This window comes from Afifella sp. JA880 (assembly GCF_025379905.1).
GTDB classification, from domain to species: domain Bacteria; phylum Pseudomonadota; class Alphaproteobacteria; order Rhizobiales; family Afifellaceae; genus Afifella; species Afifella aestuarii.
On record NZ_JAOANH010000001.1, the window covers coordinates 289,177 to 305,728 of the forward strand.

General features: G+C 62.2%; 17 protein-coding genes. 1 reads left to right on the forward strand and 16 read right to left on the reverse strand.

Annotated elements, in window-relative coordinates; all coding sequences use genetic code 11:
- Positions 1 to 32: 32 nt before the first annotated feature.
- The 4 genes from NYQ83_RS01420 to NYQ83_RS01435 all read right to left on the reverse strand — a co-directional run bounded on the left by NYQ83_RS01420 (position 33) and on the right by NYQ83_RS01435 (position 3,273).
- The gene (locus tag NYQ83_RS01420; protein WP_261211682.1) at positions 33 to 1,004 is read right to left on the reverse strand and encodes a beta-ketoacyl-ACP synthase III; all 972 of its coding nucleotides are present in this window, start codon (positions 1,002 to 1,004) and stop codon (positions 33 to 35) included.
- The gene (gene plsX / locus NYQ83_RS01425; protein WP_128294028.1) at positions 1,001 to 2,074 is read right to left on the reverse strand and encodes a phosphate acyltransferase PlsX; all 1,074 of its coding nucleotides are present in this window, start codon (positions 2,072 to 2,074) and stop codon (positions 1,001 to 1,003) included. Before plsX ends, NYQ83_RS01420 begins: the two co-directional genes overlap by 4 nt.
- A 91-nt stretch (positions 2,075 to 2,165) precedes the next feature.
- On the reverse strand, positions 2,166 to 2,723 hold the full coding sequence (locus NYQ83_RS01430) for a YceD family protein (RefSeq protein ID WP_261211685.1): 558 nt from the start codon (positions 2,721 to 2,723) through the stop codon (positions 2,166 to 2,168).
- A 1-nt stretch (position 2,724) separates the two neighbouring features.
- On the reverse strand, positions 2,725 to 3,273 hold the full coding sequence (locus NYQ83_RS01435) for a ubiquinol-cytochrome C chaperone family protein (protein WP_261211687.1): 549 nt from the start codon (positions 3,271 to 3,273) through the stop codon (positions 2,725 to 2,727).
- A gap of 109 nt (positions 3,274 to 3,382) precedes the next feature.
- Between NYQ83_RS01435 and NYQ83_RS01440 the strand changes: the two genes are divergently transcribed.
- Positions 3,383 to 3,823 carry an outer membrane protein assembly factor BamE gene (locus NYQ83_RS01440; protein ID WP_128294025.1) on the forward strand — a complete coding sequence of 147 codons (441 nt, stop codon included), beginning with the start codon at positions 3,383 to 3,385 and terminating at the stop codon, positions 3,821 to 3,823.
- Between the two features lie 407 nt (positions 3,824 to 4,230).
- Here the strand turns inward: NYQ83_RS01440 and NYQ83_RS01445 are convergent, their stop codons facing one another.
- The 12 genes from NYQ83_RS01445 to ldtR all read right to left on the reverse strand — a co-directional run bounded on the left by NYQ83_RS01445 (position 4,231) and on the right by ldtR (position 16,495).
- Positions 4,231 to 6,345 (reverse strand): sodium-translocating pyrophosphatase, encoded by a 2,115-nt coding sequence (locus tag NYQ83_RS01445; protein WP_261211688.1) that lies wholly within the window; start codon positions 6,343 to 6,345, stop codon positions 4,231 to 4,233.
- 152 nt (positions 6,346 to 6,497) lie between these two features.
- On the reverse strand, positions 6,498 to 7,721 hold the full coding sequence (locus NYQ83_RS01450; protein WP_261211689.1) for an MFS transporter: 1,224 nt from the start codon (positions 7,719 to 7,721) through the stop codon (positions 6,498 to 6,500).
- On the reverse strand, positions 7,721 to 8,692 hold the full coding sequence (thiL, locus tag NYQ83_RS01455; RefSeq protein WP_261211691.1) for a thiamine-phosphate kinase: 972 nt from the start codon (positions 8,690 to 8,692) through the stop codon (positions 7,721 to 7,723). Before thiL ends, NYQ83_RS01450 begins: the two co-directional genes overlap by 1 nt.
- A gap of 6 nt (positions 8,693 to 8,698) precedes the next feature.
- On the reverse strand, positions 8,699 to 9,253 hold the full coding sequence (nusB, locus tag NYQ83_RS01460; protein WP_409976941.1) for a transcription antitermination factor NusB: 555 nt from the start codon (positions 9,251 to 9,253) through the stop codon (positions 8,699 to 8,701).
- Positions 9,189 to 9,635 carry a 6,7-dimethyl-8-ribityllumazine synthase gene (ribH, locus tag NYQ83_RS01465; protein ID WP_261211694.1) on the reverse strand — a complete coding sequence of 149 codons (447 nt, stop codon included), beginning with the start codon at positions 9,633 to 9,635 and terminating at the stop codon, positions 9,189 to 9,191. Before ribH ends, nusB begins: the two co-directional genes overlap by 65 nt.
- 18 nt (positions 9,636 to 9,653) lie before the next feature.
- Positions 9,654 to 10,253 carry a riboflavin synthase gene (locus tag NYQ83_RS01470; protein ID WP_261211697.1) on the reverse strand — a complete coding sequence of 200 codons (600 nt, stop codon included), beginning with the start codon at positions 10,251 to 10,253 and terminating at the stop codon, positions 9,654 to 9,656.
- The gene (gene ribD / locus NYQ83_RS01475) at positions 10,254 to 11,357 is read right to left on the reverse strand and encodes a bifunctional diaminohydroxyphosphoribosylaminopyrimidine deaminase/5-amino-6-(5-phosphoribosylamino)uracil reductase RibD (RefSeq protein WP_261211699.1); all 1,104 of its coding nucleotides are present in this window, start codon (positions 11,355 to 11,357) and stop codon (positions 10,254 to 10,256) included.
- The gene (nrdR, locus tag NYQ83_RS01480; protein ID WP_128294021.1) at positions 11,350 to 11,874 is read right to left on the reverse strand and encodes a transcriptional regulator NrdR; all 525 of its coding nucleotides are present in this window, start codon (positions 11,872 to 11,874) and stop codon (positions 11,350 to 11,352) included. Before nrdR ends, ribD begins: the two co-directional genes overlap by 8 nt.
- A 10-nt stretch (positions 11,875 to 11,884) precedes the next feature.
- A complete protein-coding gene (glyA, locus tag NYQ83_RS01485) occupies positions 11,885 to 13,192 on the reverse strand; it encodes a serine hydroxymethyltransferase (RefSeq protein WP_261211701.1) in 1,308 nt (435 codons plus the stop codon).
- A gap of 217 nt (positions 13,193 to 13,409) precedes the next feature.
- The gene (locus NYQ83_RS01490) at positions 13,410 to 14,321 is read right to left on the reverse strand and encodes a DMT family transporter (protein ID WP_261211703.1); all 912 of its coding nucleotides are present in this window, start codon (positions 14,319 to 14,321) and stop codon (positions 13,410 to 13,412) included.
- A 166-nt stretch (positions 14,322 to 14,487) separates the two neighbouring features.
- Entirely contained in the window at positions 14,488 to 15,738 is a 1,251-nt protein-coding gene (locus tag NYQ83_RS01495; protein WP_261211705.1) for a murein L,D-transpeptidase, read from the reverse strand.
- Between the two features lie 241 nt (positions 15,739 to 15,979).
- Positions 15,980 to 16,495: a transcriptional regulator LdtR gene (ldtR, locus tag NYQ83_RS01500; protein ID WP_261211707.1), complete on the reverse strand. Its 516-nt coding sequence runs from the start codon at positions 16,493 to 16,495 to the stop codon at positions 15,980 to 15,982.
- Positions 16,496 to 16,552 lie beyond the last annotated feature (57 nt).

Here is a 16,552-nt window from a genome sequence, read left to right on the forward strand (position 1 = left end):
GGTCAACACGCACCGCCGATGCGTATCGCCCGCTACCAGCGTATCAGAGCTGAGCCCCAAGTGAAGCCGCCGCCCATCGCCTCAAGCAGCACCAGATCGCCTTTTTTGATGCGCCCGTCGCGCACTGCGACATCAAGCGCCAGCGGGATAGAGGCCGCCGACGTGTTGCCGTGATGCTGAACCGTCACCACGACCTTCTCTTCGGCGATGCCGAGCCGCTTGGCGCTGGCATCAATGATGCGTCTGTTGGCCTGATGGGGAACGAACCAGTCGATCGTTTCTGCCGATTCGCCGGTCGCTTCGAATGCGTCGGTGATGACATCGGTGATGGTCGCGACCGCATGCTTGAAAACCTCACGGCCTTCCATGCGCAAGTGTCCGACGGTTCTCGTCGAGCTCGGGCCACCGTCGACGAACAGCTTGTCACGGAAATGCCCATCCGAACGCAAATGCGCGGTGAGAAGGCCCCGCGGAGCCGTCTCATCGCCCGCCTCGTGGGCTTCCAGAACGACCGCACCAGCCCCGTCGCCGAACAAGACGCAGGTGCCGCGGTCGCTCCAATCGAGAATGCGCGAAAATGTTTCGGCTCCGATGACGAGCGCACGCTTTGCCGAGCCGGCCTTCAAATGCGCATCGGCCGTGGTGAGCGCGAACAAAAAGCCCGAGCACACGGCCTGGACATCGAACGCGTATCCGTGATGCATGCCGAGCCGATCCTGCACCGTACAGGCGGTCGCCGGAAACGTCTGATCCGGTGTGGCGGTCGCCAGGACAATGAGATCGATGTCCGCAGCGGTCAGGCCGGCATCCGCAAGCGCTTTCTCAGCTGCGGCCAGCGCAAGGTCTGAGGTTGTTTCACCTTCGGCAGCGATATGGCGCTCTGAAATGCCGGTGCGCTGTACGATCCATTCGTCTGATGTGTCGACGATGCTTTCGAGATCGCGGTTGGTAAGGACTTTCTCCGGCAGGGCGCTGCCAATGCCGGCGATCAAGGAGCGTTTCATGCGGTCTGTGCCTGCGCGGCCGTTTGCTCGGCGAACTGCTTGCGCATCGATCCGAGGGTGTATTCCAAATCGTTGGCGATCTTGCTGGTGAGGCTTCCGAGCACCATGTCACGGCCGAGCTCGATGGCGGCGGCAAAGCCTTCCGAATCCGTGCCGCCATGGCTTTTCACGACGAGGCCATTGAGGCCGAGGAAAAGGCCGCCGTTGACCTTGCGCGGGTCCATCTTTTCCCTGAGCCGGGCGAAGGCTGAGCGCGCGAAGAAATAGCCGATCTTGGCAGAGAGGGTCCGCGTCATCGCCGAACGGAGATATTCGGCAAGCTGCCGTGCGGTCCCCTCGGCGGTCTTCAGCGCGATATTGCCTGAAAAGCCTTCTGTAACGACGACATCGACGGTGCCTTTGCCGAGATCGTCGCCCTCGACGAAGCCATAATATTCGAAATTGGGATGGTCGATGGCGCGCAGAATATGGCCTGCCTCGCGCACCTCCTCGACACCCTTCACCTCTTCAGCGCCGATGTTGAGGAGGCCGACCGTCGGCCGCTCCAGCCCGAAGAGAGCGCGGGCCATGGCTGCGCCCATGACGGCGAAATGGACGAGCATCTTCGCATCCGAGCCGATCGTGGCGCCGACATCAAGGACGATGCTTTCGCCGCGCAACGTTGGCCACATGGCCGCGATCGCCGGCCGATCGATATCGGGAAGCGTGCGCAGGCAGAATTTCGACATCGCCATGAGGGCGCCGGTGTTTCCAGCGGAGATGGCAACGTCCGCCTCCCCGTCCCGCACGGCCTGGACGCACCGCCACATCGACGACTTCCAGCGGCCGAGGCGGAGCGCCTGGCTCGGCTTGTCGTCCATGCGCACGGAAATCTCGCAATGCACGAAGCGCGAGGCGGCTACGAGATCGGGATAACGGGCGAGCAACGGCTCGACCGCTTCGGACTGGCCATAAAGAATGAAACGCAGATCCGGCCGACGCTTCAACGCCACGGCTGCGCCCGGGATCACCATTTCGGGACCGGCATCGCCGCCCATGGCGTCAAGAGAGATGGTGAGAGGTGACGGCATCGCTTTCTTCTGGTCGGGTCGCCGGCCGCGGGACAATACCCACTCGCCCGGTCATGACAAGCCGTTTGGAGAAAAAGGCTGGTAGGGTGCGTCAGTTACGTTGCTGCTTCAGACGCTCCAATACGGCAAATGGCGACGCCTCCGCCGTATCATCCTCCACATGTTCCTTAAATTCAGCGCCCGCAACCCTCGGATAGGGGTCGAGACCAAGCGCCACATATTCGACGAGCAAGGCGCCGAGGTCGACCCTGTCTCCAAAATAGGGTTCGGTGTCTTCGGCCCCGTCGACTTCCACGTCGAAAGGATCGTTGGAGCGATCGCCGCTCGCCTCTCCGCCTCCATCCCGGGATTCGCCGGGTTTGGGTGGCCGCAGGACAAGGCTCACATCTTCCGAAACCTCTTCCTCGACGGGGGCCAGTGTCACGACACAACGCCGCGTGACATGGCCGGAGATCTTCGCCTCGACGCGGTAGTGATCGCCAGCCATGGGTGTCACGTCGATGTCGGCCGAGAGGTCGTCGACGGAGGGGATGCCGAGTTGGTCCGCGATTTTTTCCCGTTCCGCCGGGTTTGCCTCCAAATGCAGTCTGCGTCCCGAGGCGGGTATCTCGACCAGGCGCAACGGCTTGGCGAAAGACGCGGTGTTCATTTCAACTGTTCTCCGCAGCGAGGCTGATGGGATCCGGGAAGACGATGCGTCCCTCTTTCAGGGCGGCGCTGGGAACACTGTCCAGCCACGCGAGCAACGCACGCAGATAGTCCGCGAGGCGTCGCGACGCATTCGAATCGCTTTCCTCTCCAAAGATATTGCGCGCAATCGCACCTTCAAGCGCATCGCCGCCTGCAGACAGTGCCGATCCGTAAGCTCCGAGCCTGCCGCCGTATGAGGAAAACAGCGTTTTCATCCGCTTTGGGATGCGTCGATCGCTGACACCGATGTCTCGATACGTGGCGTCCATATCGACCACGAAGGCTTCGGTGGTCAGTCGTGCAAGCTCGGGATCCGGATCGGGCCCAAAAGTCAGCCGATGGACGACGGCAAAAAGATGCAGCGAGAGCATCTCGAAGCGACCGTCGACCGTGTCATCGACACCATATTCTTCATAGAGTTGCGGATGACGCGCAGCAGCAGCAGCCGCGCCATAAAGTGCCGCTGCGCGCTCGCGCTCCTGCCGTTTGCGGCTTTGAAACCAACCCATTGTGCCATCTATGCCCTTCTACGCCTTCAAGACAATGCGGCAGAGCCCCGCGAAGGCCATTGCAATGCCGCATTCACACCGCTAGCAAGCGGAGTTCAACGGGACCGCCATGACCAAAAAAACTCACGTTCTCGCCCTTCTCGTTTCGGTCGCCGCAGCCGGCGCCCTGGGGGGCTGCATCGGGGAAACCCAGCACCGCGGCTATATCGCCAACGAGCTCGCCCTGGAACAGATTCCAGAAGGATCGAGCCGCGACCAGGTGTTGATCGTGCTCGGCACGCCCTCCACGACCGCCGACTTCGGCGGCGAGGTGTTCTATTACATCTCGCAGACGGCTTCGCGCCCGGTCGCCTTCTTGAACCCGCATATCGTCGACCAGCGCGTTCTGGCTGTCTATTTCGACAAGGATCAGACGGTCACGCGCGTCGCCAATTACGGTCTGAAGGACGGCAAGGTCTTCGACTTCGTCTCTCGCACCACTCCGACGGCGGGCAAGGACTTCTCGTTCGTGTCGCAGCTTCTGTCGGCCGCTGGACGGGTCGCCTTCTAGACACGCTCGGCCATTCACGCCTGACGTCGACTGTCCAAAGCTACTGCCACAAAGAGCTTTGGTCGGGTTCGCGATCACGCGGCATCAATCGGAGGCGGTCCCAGCGGGCCGCCTTTTTTGTTGAGAGAGCCGACCGCTTCTGCGCCAACCCAAGTTTGTTAGTGCAAACGACTAGAAATGCAGCTGCGTGGCCCGAATCGTATCGGCGTCAGGGCCCTGGACGAAACTGCGACGGTCTGTTGCAAGACCGCAAGTTTCAGCACGGACCCCGCAGAGATCAGGTTTCGGCGGATTTGGCACAAGGGCCAACGGCCTTTCCCCGTGCGAAGCAATTTGAGGGCCATCGCTATCGAAAAAAAGGCCCCGCGGCGTGCCGCGGGGCCTCTCTTTTGCTTGGTGCGATCTGCTTAGTGGGCCAGGACGGCCAGAAGCAGAAGCGCGACGATGTTGGTGATCTTGATCATCGGGTTCACCGCCGGTCCGGCCGTGTCCTTGTAAGGATCGCCCACCGTATCGCCGGTCACCGCAGCCTTGTGGGCATCGGAGCCCTTGCCGCCGTGATGTCCATCCTCGATGTACTTCTTGGCGTTGTCCCAGGCACCGCCGCCGGCCGTCATGGAGAGGGCGACGAAAAGGCCGGTGACGATCACGCCCAGGAGCATGGCGCCCAGAGAGGCAAAGCCATTCGACTTGCCCGCGATCAGGTAGATCACGAAGAAGCAGACGATCGGCGACAGGACCGGCAGCAGAGACGGCACGATCATTTCGCGGATCGCAGCCTTGGTCAGCATGTCGACCGCGCGCTTATAATCCGGACGTTCCGTCCCCTGCATGATGCCGGGCTTCTCACGGAACTGCCGACGCACTTCCTCCACGACCGCGCCGCCAGCGCGACCGACTGCCGTCATCGCGATGCCGCCGAAGAGATAAGGCAGCAGACCGCCGAACAGCAGGCCGACAACGACGTATGGGTTCGACAGCGAGAAGTCGACGCTGACACCGTCAAAGAAGGTGCCCGGCGCCGCTTCTTCCGCAAAGAAGTGGAGGTCCGAGGTGTAGGCCGCGAAGAGCACCAGAGCGCCAAGACCGGCAGAGCCGATCGCGTAGCCCTTGGTGACCGCCTTCGTGGTGTTGCCGACGGCATCGAGGGCGTCGGTCGTGTTGCGCACCTCGGCCGGCAGATCCGCCATCTCGGCAATACCACCGGCATTGTCTGTGACGGGGCCGAAAGCGTCCAGGGCAACGACCATACCGGCAAGCGCCAGCATCGTCGTCACGGCAATGGCGATGCCGAAGAGGCCAGCAAGACCATAGGAGGCCAGAATGCCCGCGATGATGACGATCGCCGGAAGCGCCGTCGATTCCATCGAGATTGCGAGGCCCTGAATGACGTTGGTGCCATGTCCGGTGACGGAGGCGTCAGCGACCGAGCGCACCGGGCGGTAGTTCGTGCCGGTGTAGTACTCGGTGATCCAGATGATTAGGCCCGTCACGGCGAGACCGACGATGCCGCAGAAGAACAGGCTGCCGCCCGAGAAGGACGGACCGACGGGGCTCGTGAACTCGGTGCCCCAGCCGGTGAAGAAGAGCACGATCAAAGCCAGAGCCACGGCCGACAGGCCGGCGGTGGCAATGAAGCCCTTATAGAGCGCACCCATGATGGAATTGTTGGCGCCGAGCTTCACGAAGAAGGTGCCGGCGATCGAGGTGATGACGCATGTCGCGCCAATCAACAGCGGGAAGAGCATCAGCGTCGTCGCCTGCTCCCCCGTGAAGAAGATCGAGGCCAGAACCATCGTGGCGACGATCGTCACCGCGTAGGTCTCGAAAAGGTCGGCCGCCATGCCCGCGCAGTCGCCGACATTGTCACCGACGTTGTCGGCGATCGTGGCCGGGTTGCGGGGATCGTCTTCCGGAATGCCGGCCTCGACCTTACCGACCAGGTCGCCGCCGACGTCTGCACCTTTGGTGAAGATGCCGCCGCCGAGACGGGCGAAGATGGAGATGAGCGAAGCGCCGAAGCCGAGGGCCACGAGAGCATCGATCACGACGCGTTCGGTCGGGCCATAGCCGATGAACTGGGTCAGGATGGTGAAGTAGCCTGAGACACCGAGAAGCGCGAGACCGGCCACGAGAAGACCCGTGATGGCACCCGACTTGAAGGCGATCTCAAGACCGCCACCGAGCGAGATCGACGCGGCCTGCGCCGTCCGTACGTTCGCACGCACAGATACGAGCATTCCGATGAAGCCGGCGGCTCCGGAGAGCACCGCACCGATCAGGAAGCCGATCGCAGCCTCTGCAGACAGAAGCCACCACGCCAGGATGAACACGACGACACCGACGATGGCGATGGTCGTGTACTGGCGTGTGAGGTATGCGAGCGCACCCTCACGGATCGCGCCCGCGATCTCCTGCATGCGCGCATTGCCCGCATCGGCGGCCATCACGGACTGGATCGCCCAGATGGCATAGACGATGGCCAAGACACCGCATGCTATGACGAAATAAAGCAAAATCATTGATTTCCCCCGGAAGATGGCCGGCGGATTGCCGACCGGGAATGGAGGCCGATCCCTCCGACAGAGCCGGGGGCGGCTTCCTGTATCGCGGCGGGGTATTGACGAAAGAACAAGCCCCGTCAAGGGCTGCAAAATCGCGCTGCCCGCTTGGTTTAGCGGGACGCCTCCTGGCGACCACGCCGCAAAAGAAGCAATGCCAGCCCAAGAAGAGCGACGACGGCGATCGGTATCACGGTCAGCGCCACTGCAGACCAGCCGCCGATAGACAGGATTTGACCGGAAGAAAACGAGGCCAGCGCCACCGTGGCAAAGACGAGCAGGTCGTTGAGGCCTTGCACCTTCTCCTTCTCGACCGGCTCATAAGTGCTTGCAACAAGTGCTGTCGCGCCGAGAAAACCAAAATTCCAGCCAACGCCCAAAACAACGAGAGCGCCCCAGAAATTGATGAGATCTATGCCTTGCAGGGCGATGAAACCGCACAGGATGAGAAGCACAAGTCCAGCCGCAACCACGCGCTCTGCTCCAAAGCGCAGGATCAATGACCCTGTAAAGAAGCTTGGAGCGAACATTGCGATGACATGCCACTGGATGCCGAGAACCGCCGCATCGGTCGGAAAGCCGCAGCCGACCATCGCCAGCGGCGCAGCCGTCATCATCAGATTCATGAGGGCATAGGCCGTCACGGCGCAGGCGACGGCCACGATAAAGCGCGGCTGTGCAGCGATCTTCCGCAACGGACGTCCTGCATGGGTGTGGGCTGCCGTGACGGCCGGAGCATGCAAGAACGCGAGAACAATTGCCGCGAGCACCATCAGTCCGGCGGCGCCGATATAGGCCCCGACGAATTCGATCGGGAAGGCTGTGCGCGTGTGGATGACGGTCTGAGGACCGATAATGGCCGCCATCACGCCGCCAATCAGCACATATGACATCGCCTTCGGCCGGAAGGACGGACTGGCCGTATCGGCGGCAGCGAAACGAAACTGCTGCACGAAGGCGGCGGTAAAACCCATCATGAAGGCGCCGAGGCACAGGATTGGAAACGAGAAGACCGTGACGGCCACCGCTTCCATGAGTGCGCCCATTGCGCCGATCAGCATTCCGCAGATTAGCCCGAAACGACGCCCGATTCGCCGCTGCAAGAGCGCGGCCGGCATGGTGCCGATCGCGGTGCCGACGACGAAGGCGCTGAGCGGCAAAGTCGCCCAGGACTTGTCCGGCCCCAACAGCATGTGAGCCGCAAGCGAAGATATGGAAAAGTTGATCGGCGCTCCGGCGCCCGCAATCGCCTGAGCCGTCGCAAGGACTATGACATTGCGTCGAGCGGCCCGGTCGTCCACCGGCGGATGCATGGCCACGTCGGGGGAACCGTCCATCAATGGCCGCCGTGGACGAAGGAGCGACGGGAAAAGGCCATTTCCTTCCCATCTTTGAGAATCACCGCCCGGCCGCTGCCCGCCTCGACATTACCGATGGCCGTCACGGGAATGTCGGCGCGCGCCGCGGCCTCCTTGAAAGCCCCCTCCTCGCCCGGTGGAATCGCGGCTAGGATTTCGTAATCGTCGCCGCCGGTCAGCGCATCCTCCAGCGAGAAACCGTGGCCGAAGAGCTGGCTCAAAGCCGGGTCGAGCGGAACGTCCTGCGCCTCGATCACGGCGCGGATGCCGCTTGCCGAGGCGAGCTTGTCCGCGTCGCCGGCGAGCCCGTCAGAGATGTCGAGGGCCGCACTCGCATAAAGCCGGACGGCCTCTGCAAGCCCTGTGCGCGGCTCTGGCTCGCGGTAGCGGAGGACGAGACGACCCCTGTCGTCTGCGGCGAGTTCTGCCTCTGCACGGTCCTGAAGGACCGCCAGACCGGCGCCCGATCCGCCGATCGTCCCCGAGAGATACAGAATATCGCCAGGTTTTGCGCCGGAGCGATGCACCATTCTGCCTTTCGGCAGCGTGCCGATCGCCGTGATCGAGACCGTGATCCGATCCGGGGATGCGATCGTGTCGCCACCGATCAACGCGATACGATAGCGTTCTTGATCACCGGCAAGCCCCTCGCAGAAAGCTTTGAGCCAGGGCTCGTCGCAATGGGGCGCCTGGGCAAGGGCGAGAAGATAGCCGAGAGGCTTTGCCCCTTTCGCCGCCAAGTCCGACAGATTGACCCGCAATGCTTTGCGGGCCACCGTTTCCGGAGGATCGCCCGGAAGGAAATGTACTCCCTCCGCGATCATGTCTTTGGTGAGGACGAGATCCCGGTCTGAAGACGGGCTCACGAAACCCGCGTCATCGAGAAGTCCGAGCGCACCTTCTCCGGCGAGCGGACGGAAAAAGCGATCAATCAGTTCCAGCTCATCCATGAAGATTTAGCCGGCACCCGCTTTGCCGAATTCGTCCGGCCTGACATCCCGTGCGACCTTGTCGAGCACCGCGTTCACAAGGCCGGGCTCTTCCTTTTCGAAGAAGGCATGGGCCACGTCGAGATATTCGCTGATGACGACGCGGGCCGGAACGTCGCGACGCGACTTCAGCTCGTACACGCCGCAGCGCAACAGCGAGCGAAGCGTCACATCGAGACGCGCCAAAGGCCAGGAAGGCGGCAACGTCGCGTGAATGAGGGGATCGATGACCTCCTGCTCCTCCACGACGCCTGCCACGAGCAGACGGAAAAACGCGGCATCGGCGCTGCGCAGCGTCTCTCCTTCCATCTCCTGGCCGAGGCGGAAGGCTTCGAATTCCGCGACGACACGGGGCAGGCTCACCCGCCCGACATCCATCTGATAGAGGGCCTGCACGGCCGCGAGTCGCGCGGCGCCGCGTTGGTTGGCCCCCCGGGCCGCTATGGCTGGCTCACTCTCAGGCAAGGCCCCACCTTTCGCGCAATTCGGCCATTTCACAGGCCGCCGCAGCCGCAGCCGCACCCTTGTTCTTTCCTTCAACGCCGGCGCGGGCCCATGCCTGATCGCCGTTTTCGACCGTCAAGACACCGTTTCCGAGCGCAAGGCCATAAGCAGATACCAGATCCATCACGGCGCGCGCCGATTCCACGGCCACGATATCGTAGTGCGACGTCTCTCCTCGGATCACGCAGCCCAGGAGAACGAAACCGTCATAAGAGCTTATGTTTCCCTCTTCGGCCGCAATCAAGGCCATAGAAAGGGCGCCCGGGATTTCGAGGACCCCCGGGACTGCGACACGATCGTACGTGGCGCCACGACGTTCCAACTCCGCGATCGCGCCGCGAGCGAGTTCGTCTGAGAGGTCGCGGTAGAACCGCGCCTCAATCAAAAGGAAATGACTCATCTGAGTTTTGCCGAAGCCTTATGCACTTTGAAGACGGGCGAGGTAGCGCGCCATGAGATCGATCTCAAGGTTGACGTGATCGCCGATTTTCTTTTCGCCCCAGGTGGTGACCTGGAGCGTGTGAGGAATGAGCATGATGGTAAACGTTACGCCTTCCACCGTGTTGACGGTGAGCGACGTGCCATCCAGGGCGACGGAGCCTTTTTCGGCGATGAAACGGGCGAGGTCGTCGGGAACGGCGAAGGTGAACTTCGCCATGTCGCCCTCGTCGGCGCGTCCGATGATTTCGGCCACTCCGTCGATATGCCCGGTCACGATGTGGCCGCCGAGTTCATCGGAGGCGCGCAGCGCGCGCTCGAGATTGATCCGTGTTCCCGTCTGCCAGCTGCCGAGGGCGGTCCGCTCCAAAGTCTCGGTCGAGGCCTCGACGGCGAACCAGCCACCGCCTTGGGTCGTGCCGAGCTCGATCACTGTCAGGCAGGTGCCGGCGCAGGCGATCGATGCACCGATCGCGATCGTTTCAGGATCATAGGCGGTGGCGATCTCGAAGCGACGTCCGGCCGCAAGGTCGGAAGTGGTCAGGACTTCGCCGACATCGGTGATGATGCCTGTGAACATTTAGGCTGCTCGTTTGTAGCGGGTGAAATCATCGGGTCCGAAACGCCGCCGCTCAACGGCCCGAAACGGTATCATCATATCGGAAACTGAGCCGTTGGGAAAAGCGGCAATGCGCTCGTCGCCCAACAGAGTCGGGCTGCGGAAAAGCAGGAGCTCATCGACGAGGCCCGCCTGAAAGAACGCCGAGGCCGTCTGCGCCCCGCCTTCGAGAAGAACCGTGTTGACCCCGCACGCTGCAAGCTGGGTGAGGGCTTCTGCGGGCGCATCGCCGTTGGCCGGGAGCTTTAGCCAGCGCAGAGCTCCATCTCGCGCATCTATCAGCTCCTGCACGACAAGAGATGGAGATTTCGGGCTAAAGACCCAGGTGTCAGGGCCTGCGACGAACATTTTGGCATGCTCCGGCAAAACGCCTGAACCGCTCAAGACCGCGCGAACCGGCGAACGCGCCAACAGGCCAGGCAGCCGGCATGTCAGAAGCGGATCGTCCGCCCGCAAGGTTCCAGCGCCGACGAGAACGGCATCAACGCGGCTCCGCAGCGCCTGCACGTGGCGTCGGGCGAGCGGTCCGGTGATGGCGATCTGTCCGCGCCCCATGAGGCCGATGCCTTCGTCGGCTGAGACCGCGAGCTTGAGAAGAACGTAAGGCCGGCCCTTTGTGGTGCGCGTCAGATATCCTTGGTGGGCATCTTTGGCGACATCAGCCAGCAGACCTTCCCGCACCTCGACGCCGGCGGCTCGAAGCTTCGCGACGCCTTTGCCGTCGACCCGCGGATCGGGATCGCGGATCGGCATCACCACGCGGGCAATGCCTGCGTCTATGACCGCATCGGCACAAGGCGGCGTCCGGCCATGGTGGGCGCAGGGTTCCAGAGAGACGTACAACGTCCCTCCCCGCGCTTTGTCGCCGGCTTCGAGAAGGGCCGCAGTCTCGGCATGCGGGCGCCCGCCGATCGCGGTGCGTCCCCGTCCAACGACGGCGCCATCCTTCACGACAATGGCGCCCACGGCGGGGTTTGGCGCTGCCTCTCCGAGCGACAACCGACCGAGCCTGATGGCTGCGGCAAGAAAACGACTGTCGAGATCCCGAGGCTGCGCCTCAGACATCGTCGTCGAAAGGACGCTCAGGAAGCTCCAAACGCTCCTTGATGTCGCGATTGAGATCGTCGTGGCGCCCCCCGCTGATTTCCGTCAGCAGTTCCTCGAAGTCTTTGGCTTCGCGGAAATCGCGATAGACCGAGGCAAAACGCACATAGGCCACATCATCGAGACGACGCAGGCCCTCCATGAGGAGGATGCCGATGTCACTTGATGGAATTTCCGATTCACCGCGCGATTCGAGCTGTCGGACAATCCCCGACACCATGCGTTCGACGCGATCCGGGTCGACGTCGCGTTTTCGCACCGCGACCTGAACCGACCGCATCAGCTTGTCGCGATCGAAGGGTACGCGGCGACCGGACTTTTTCACGACGGTGAGCTCGCGCAATTGCACGCGCTCGAAGGTCGTGAAGCGGCCACCGCAATCGCCGCAGACACGCCGCCGGCGGATCGCATTCCCGTCCTCTGTCGGACGGGAATCCTTCACCTGCGAATTGTCGGCCCCGCAATAGGGACAGCGCATGACGCCTCGCTCAGTCGTTGTAGATCGGGAAACGATCGGTGAGAGCCGCTACGCGCTCGCGCACGGACGCTTCAACAGCCTCGTTGCCATCTTCGCCGTTGGCGGCAAGTCCGTCGAGCACTTCCACGATCAGCTCGCCCACCTGCTTGAATTCCGCCGTGCCGAAGCCCCGCGAGGTCGCGGCCGGGGTGCCGAGGCGAATGCCGGAGGTGACCGTCGGCTTCTCCGGATCGAAGGGAACGCCATTCTTGTTGCAGGTGATATTGGCGCGACCGAGGGCCGTCTCGACCACCTTTCCGGTCAGGCCTTTGGGGCGCAGATCGACCAGGAGAAGGTGCGTATCCGTGCCGCCGGAGACAATGTCGCATCCACCGCGCTGAAGCGTTTCTGCAAGCGTTTTCGCGTTCTCAACGACGTTCTTCGCATATTCCTTGAACTGCGGGTGAAGTGCCTCGCCGAACGCGACAGCCTTCGCCGCGATCACATGCATGAGCGGGCCGCCCTGCAGGCCGGGGAAAACCGCCGAATTGATCTTCTTGGCGATCGTCTCGTCATTGGTCAGAACGAGACCGCCGCGCGGGCCGCGCAGCGTCTTATGCGTCGTGGATGTCACAACATGCGCGTGCGGGAACGGGCTCGGATGGACACCGCCCGCGACGAGGCCAGCGAAGTGGGCCATGTCGACCATGAAATATGCACCGACCTTGTCGGCGATCTCGCGGAACTTCTTGAAATCGATCTCGCGGCTATAAGCAGAGCCGCCGGCGATGATGATCTTCGGCTGATGCTCCTGCGCCAGTTCGGCCACGACGTCCTCGTCGATCCGCCCATCCTGCTTGCGGACGCCGTACTGCACGGCGTTGAACCATTTGCCGGAAAGGTTCGGCTTGGCGCCGTGGGTCAGGTGCCCGCCGGCATCGAGGCTCAGACCCATGACGGTATCGCCGGGGCTTGCGAGCGCGAGAAGAACCGCCTGATTGGCCTGGCTGCCGGAATTCGGCTGCACGTTGGCGAAGTTGCACCCGAAGAGCTTCGTCACGCGCTCGATCGCCACGTTTTCGACCACGTCGACATGCTGGCAGCCGCCGTAATAGCGACGGCCCGGATAACCTTCGGCGTATTTGTTGGTCAGAACCGAGCCCTGCGCTTCCAGGACGGCGCGCGAGACGATGTTTTCAGACGCAATCAGCTCGATCTCGTGTTGCTGACGACCGAGCTCGGCCTTGACGGCCGCGGCGATATCCGGATCGGAATCGCGCAGAGAGGCAGAAAAGAAATCAGAGGGCGTGGCGCTCACAGGCCGGGCGACATCTTGCATGGGCGAAAATCCGTTGGCTGGCATCGGCCGTTATGCGCCACGAATGCGCGGCAGGCCGGCAACGCGGCGATAACACAATCGCCCGGGGACGGAAAGCGCGGAGGCCCGTAGTGCCTCTGCGTTCCGGCGGCTGCCCAACGGCGGCGCGTGCCGACATGGAAAAGGTGATCGGCTCTTCCCCCGCTCCCGAGGAGCTCCGAAAGCTCGATCAGACCAATCACCGTCGAAGGGCGAGAATGCCGGCCCCGACGATGAGCGCCATGCCACCAAGGGTGATGAGCGAGGGAACCTCCTGGAACAGCAGGAGACCCCAAATGGCGGCGAAACCGACATAGGAGAAATCGAGCGTGCCAATCACGTTCGACGGCGCGCGCTGATAGGAAAAAGCTGCACCCAGACTGCCGATGATCATCGCCGCGGACAGGAGGACGAGCGTACCGATCTCGGCGGCACCGAGCGGCAACCAGCCGGTGGTGAGGTAGCCTCCCTCCCCGCCTCTCTCCTGGAAGATGCTGACACCGCCGAGACCCACCACCACGAATGCGAGATTGAGTGCGAGGGACAACGTCGGAGGATGTTCCTCGCGGCATTTCGTACGCGTCAGAATCATCGCCAAGGCGTAGAGGACCGCCGAGAGAAGCGGCAGCAGGGCATAAGCGTTGAACGCCGCCGCGTCCGGCCGCAGAATCAGGAGGACGCCGGCAAGGCCCAACGCGACCGCCATCCAACCGATCGGCCCGACACGTTCGCCGACGAACAGAGCGGAGAACAAGGTGATGAAGACCGGCAGCGTATAATAAGAGACGGCGGCCACAGACAGCTGAAGATGGGGAAGCGCCGCATAATAGGCGAGCCACATCAAAACCAGCATCAGACTGCGCAGCGTCGTCCACGCCAGGGCCCGCGGCCGAAGCGTCGCGCCCGAGCTTGCCAGGACCGCCGGAACGAGCAGCGGCAAGGCCATCAGCGAGCGGAGAAGGAAGAGCTGCCAGACGGCGATCGTCCCGCTCGTTAGCTTGATGAGCGCATCGCCGAGCGACAATGCGAGGTCCGTCATCAAGATGACGGCCGCCGCCGCGGTGAGATTGTCGGCGGTAGCCGGCTGCTTCCGCGAGGTTCGTACCGTCATCACGTCCCTGGTTCGTTCAGGAACACGTAAAGGGAAGCCCTGCGGCAGGTCAACGCACGCCGGCCCGCCCAACGCAAGGGCACCTCCCACGCGAACGCCACGTTTCAGCATACAAAAAACCCCGCGAGGCGCGCTCGCGGGGTCGGAAATCCGATAGAGCCGAGGCTTATTGCGGCAGCGGCGAGCCAATCAGTTCTGACGGCTGATTAAGCGCCACCTCGCCCGGAGCATCGAAATTGTAGATGTCGTCGCGGAAATGAACGACGCCGTCACCTGTCGTCCAGGCCGTGAAATAGACCGTGTAGAGGGCCGGCGGATTGGCCACATCCACATCGAGACGCTCGCCGGAGCGGATCGTCTGATCGACCGTGGCGCGCGTATACCCGTTATCCCGCAAAATCCAGGCAACGAGCTCGCGAACATTCATCACACGCACACAGCCCGACGATTCGAAGCGATAGTCGGAGCCGAAGAGGCCTTTCGACGGCGTGTCGTGCAGAAAGACCGAATACGGATTGTAGAAGTTCATGCGCACCGATCCGAGCGAGTTCTGATCGCCTGGGTCCTGCTTGAACATGTAATTGGTCGCTTCGTCGGAATGCCAGTTCACCTGGCTCGGCTGCAGCTCTTCACCCTTCTGGGTGAAGATACGAATACGGTTGCGCGTCAGATACTCCGGATCCTTCTGCATCTTCGGTATCAGATCCTTGCGGATGATGGAGTTCGGCACTGTCCAGTACGGGTTGAAGTTGATCTCGTGGATCTTGCTGGACAAAAGCGGCGTCTGCCGGTCGACCTTGCCAACCACGGCAGTGTGCCTGGAGACGACCTGTCCGTCCTCGACCACCTCGATCTGAGCACCAGGGACGTTGACCATCACATACCGGCTGGCGGGATCCTTCATCGCAGCGATGCGCTCGCGATTGACCCGCAATTGATTGAGGCGGACCTCGGCCGGAACGTTGAGCGCCTTGAAGGTGCCCGCCCCGACGACGCCGTCGGCCGGAATGCCGTGGCGTTCCTGAAAGCGCATGACGGCCGACTGCACATAAGAATCGAAGGCATCGGAGCCTGTCGTCTGGCGCAAATCGCCGGACGCGATGAGACGCTGACGCAGAGCCACGACATTCGGATGGCGCATGCCGATTTTGAGCGCCGGCTCGGAAGGCACGGAATTCCAGCCGCCCGAATCGACCAGGCCCTGGTACCATTCGATCGCCTGATCCATGGCAGGAACCGTATAGGGCGACAGAATCGGGACGGTAGAAGTGACCGGCGCAGCCGTCCGGGGTCCCGTATCAAAGGATTCGCTCCATTCCGACTGATTGACGGGCATCATGTTCTGCGCCTGTGCGGCCAGCGGAAACAGAAGCGCTGCGGCGCAAAGGGAGGATCGCAGAAGCGAAAAAGCGGTCATAGGAATGGTGTGCCTCTCGTCAGACAAATGCCGGTGAATGCGCCCCCGAACGCACCCTTTGAGAACGGGATTACCATCAAGGACCCGTTCTCCACAAATGCATCGCACCCAGCGATCAACACTGTGAATCATTCGAAGCGCTCAAATGCCCACCTTTCATGGATTTATGGCCAATCCGTGATCGAAAACAAAAGGGCCCGGTCATGCCGGGCCCTGTTGCAAAGATGTCAATGTGGGTCTGTCAGAGACGATAGAGAATCTGATCAGTCCAGAACCGCTCCAACCGATGCAGGGTCTTGTTGAGGCGCTTGAAATCGTCCTCCGAAACGCCTCCGACCTTTTCGATCGAACCGATATGGCGCTCATAGAGGCGGTCGACGACATCGGCGACCTCCTTGCCCTTCTCCGTCAGCGAGACACGCACCGACCGACGGTCGACACGCGAGCGCTCGTGATAGATGTAGCCGGCGTCGACGAGCTTCTTCAGGTTATAGGAAACGTTGGAACCGAGATAATAGCCACGGGTTCGCAACTCGCCGGCTGTTAGTTCCGCATCCCCAATATTGAACAGAAGCAGCGCCTGGACGCTGTTCACGTCGGAGCGGCCCATCCGATCAAATTCATCTTTGATGACATCAAGCAGCCGCCGATGCAGCCGCTCCACCAAGGTCAGAGCATCAAGATAGAGTGTCTTGAGGTCCTCTGGCTCAGCCTCGCCCCTCTCGTAGGCGAGCGCTGTCCGCTCTGCTAGCAACATTACGCCTCTCCGTCATTTTTCTTCAGCCTTCTCCCCGTTACTTGTGCAGGATAGAGA

Coding starts and splice junctions, on each gene's coding strand:
- NYQ83_RS01420 (WP_261211682.1), bottom strand. CDS start 1,004: ATGAAACGCTCCTTGATCGCCGGCATTGGCAGCGCCCTGCCGGAGAAA.
- plsX (WP_128294028.1), bottom strand. CDS start 2,074: ATGCCGTCACCTCTCACCATCTCTCTTGACGCCATGGGCGGCGATGCC.
- NYQ83_RS01430 (WP_261211685.1), bottom strand. CDS start 2,723: ATGAACACCGCGTCTTTCGCCAAGCCGTTGCGCCTGGTCGAGATACCC.
- NYQ83_RS01435 (WP_261211687.1), bottom strand. CDS start 3,273: ATGGGTTGGTTTCAAAGCCGCAAACGGCAGGAGCGCGAGCGCGCAGCG.
- NYQ83_RS01440 (WP_128294025.1), top strand. CDS start 3,383: ATGACCAAAAAAACTCACGTTCTCGCCCTTCTCGTTTCGGTCGCCGCA.
- NYQ83_RS01445 (WP_261211688.1), bottom strand. CDS start 6,345: ATGATTTTGCTTTATTTCGTCATAGCATGCGGTGTCTTGGCCATCGTC.
- NYQ83_RS01450 (WP_261211689.1), bottom strand. CDS start 7,721: ATGGACGGTTCCCCCGACGTGGCCATGCATCCGCCGGTGGACGACCGG.
- thiL (WP_261211691.1), bottom strand. CDS start 8,692: ATGGATGAGCTGGAACTGATTGATCGCTTTTTCCGTCCGCTCGCCGGA.
- ribH (WP_261211694.1), bottom strand. CDS start 9,635: ATGAGTCATTTCCTTTTGATTGAGGCGCGGTTCTACCGCGACCTCTCA.
- NYQ83_RS01470 (WP_261211697.1), bottom strand. CDS start 10,253: ATGTTCACAGGCATCATCACCGATGTCGGCGAAGTCCTGACCACTTCC.
- ribD (WP_261211699.1), bottom strand. CDS start 11,357: ATGTCTGAGGCGCAGCCTCGGGATCTCGACAGTCGTTTTCTTGCCGCA.
- nrdR (WP_128294021.1), bottom strand. CDS start 11,874: ATGCGCTGTCCCTATTGCGGGGCCGACAATTCGCAGGTGAAGGATTCC.
- glyA (WP_261211701.1), bottom strand. CDS start 13,192: ATGCAAGATGTCGCCCGGCCTGTGAGCGCCACGCCCTCTGATTTCTTT.
- NYQ83_RS01490 (WP_261211703.1), bottom strand. CDS start 14,321: ATGACGGTACGAACCTCGCGGAAGCAGCCGGCTACCGCCGACAATCTC.
- NYQ83_RS01495 (WP_261211705.1), bottom strand. CDS start 15,738: ATGACCGCTTTTTCGCTTCTGCGATCCTCCCTTTGCGCCGCAGCGCTT.
- ldtR (WP_261211707.1), bottom strand. CDS start 16,495: ATGTTGCTAGCAGAGCGGACAGCGCTCGCCTACGAGAGGGGCGAGGCT.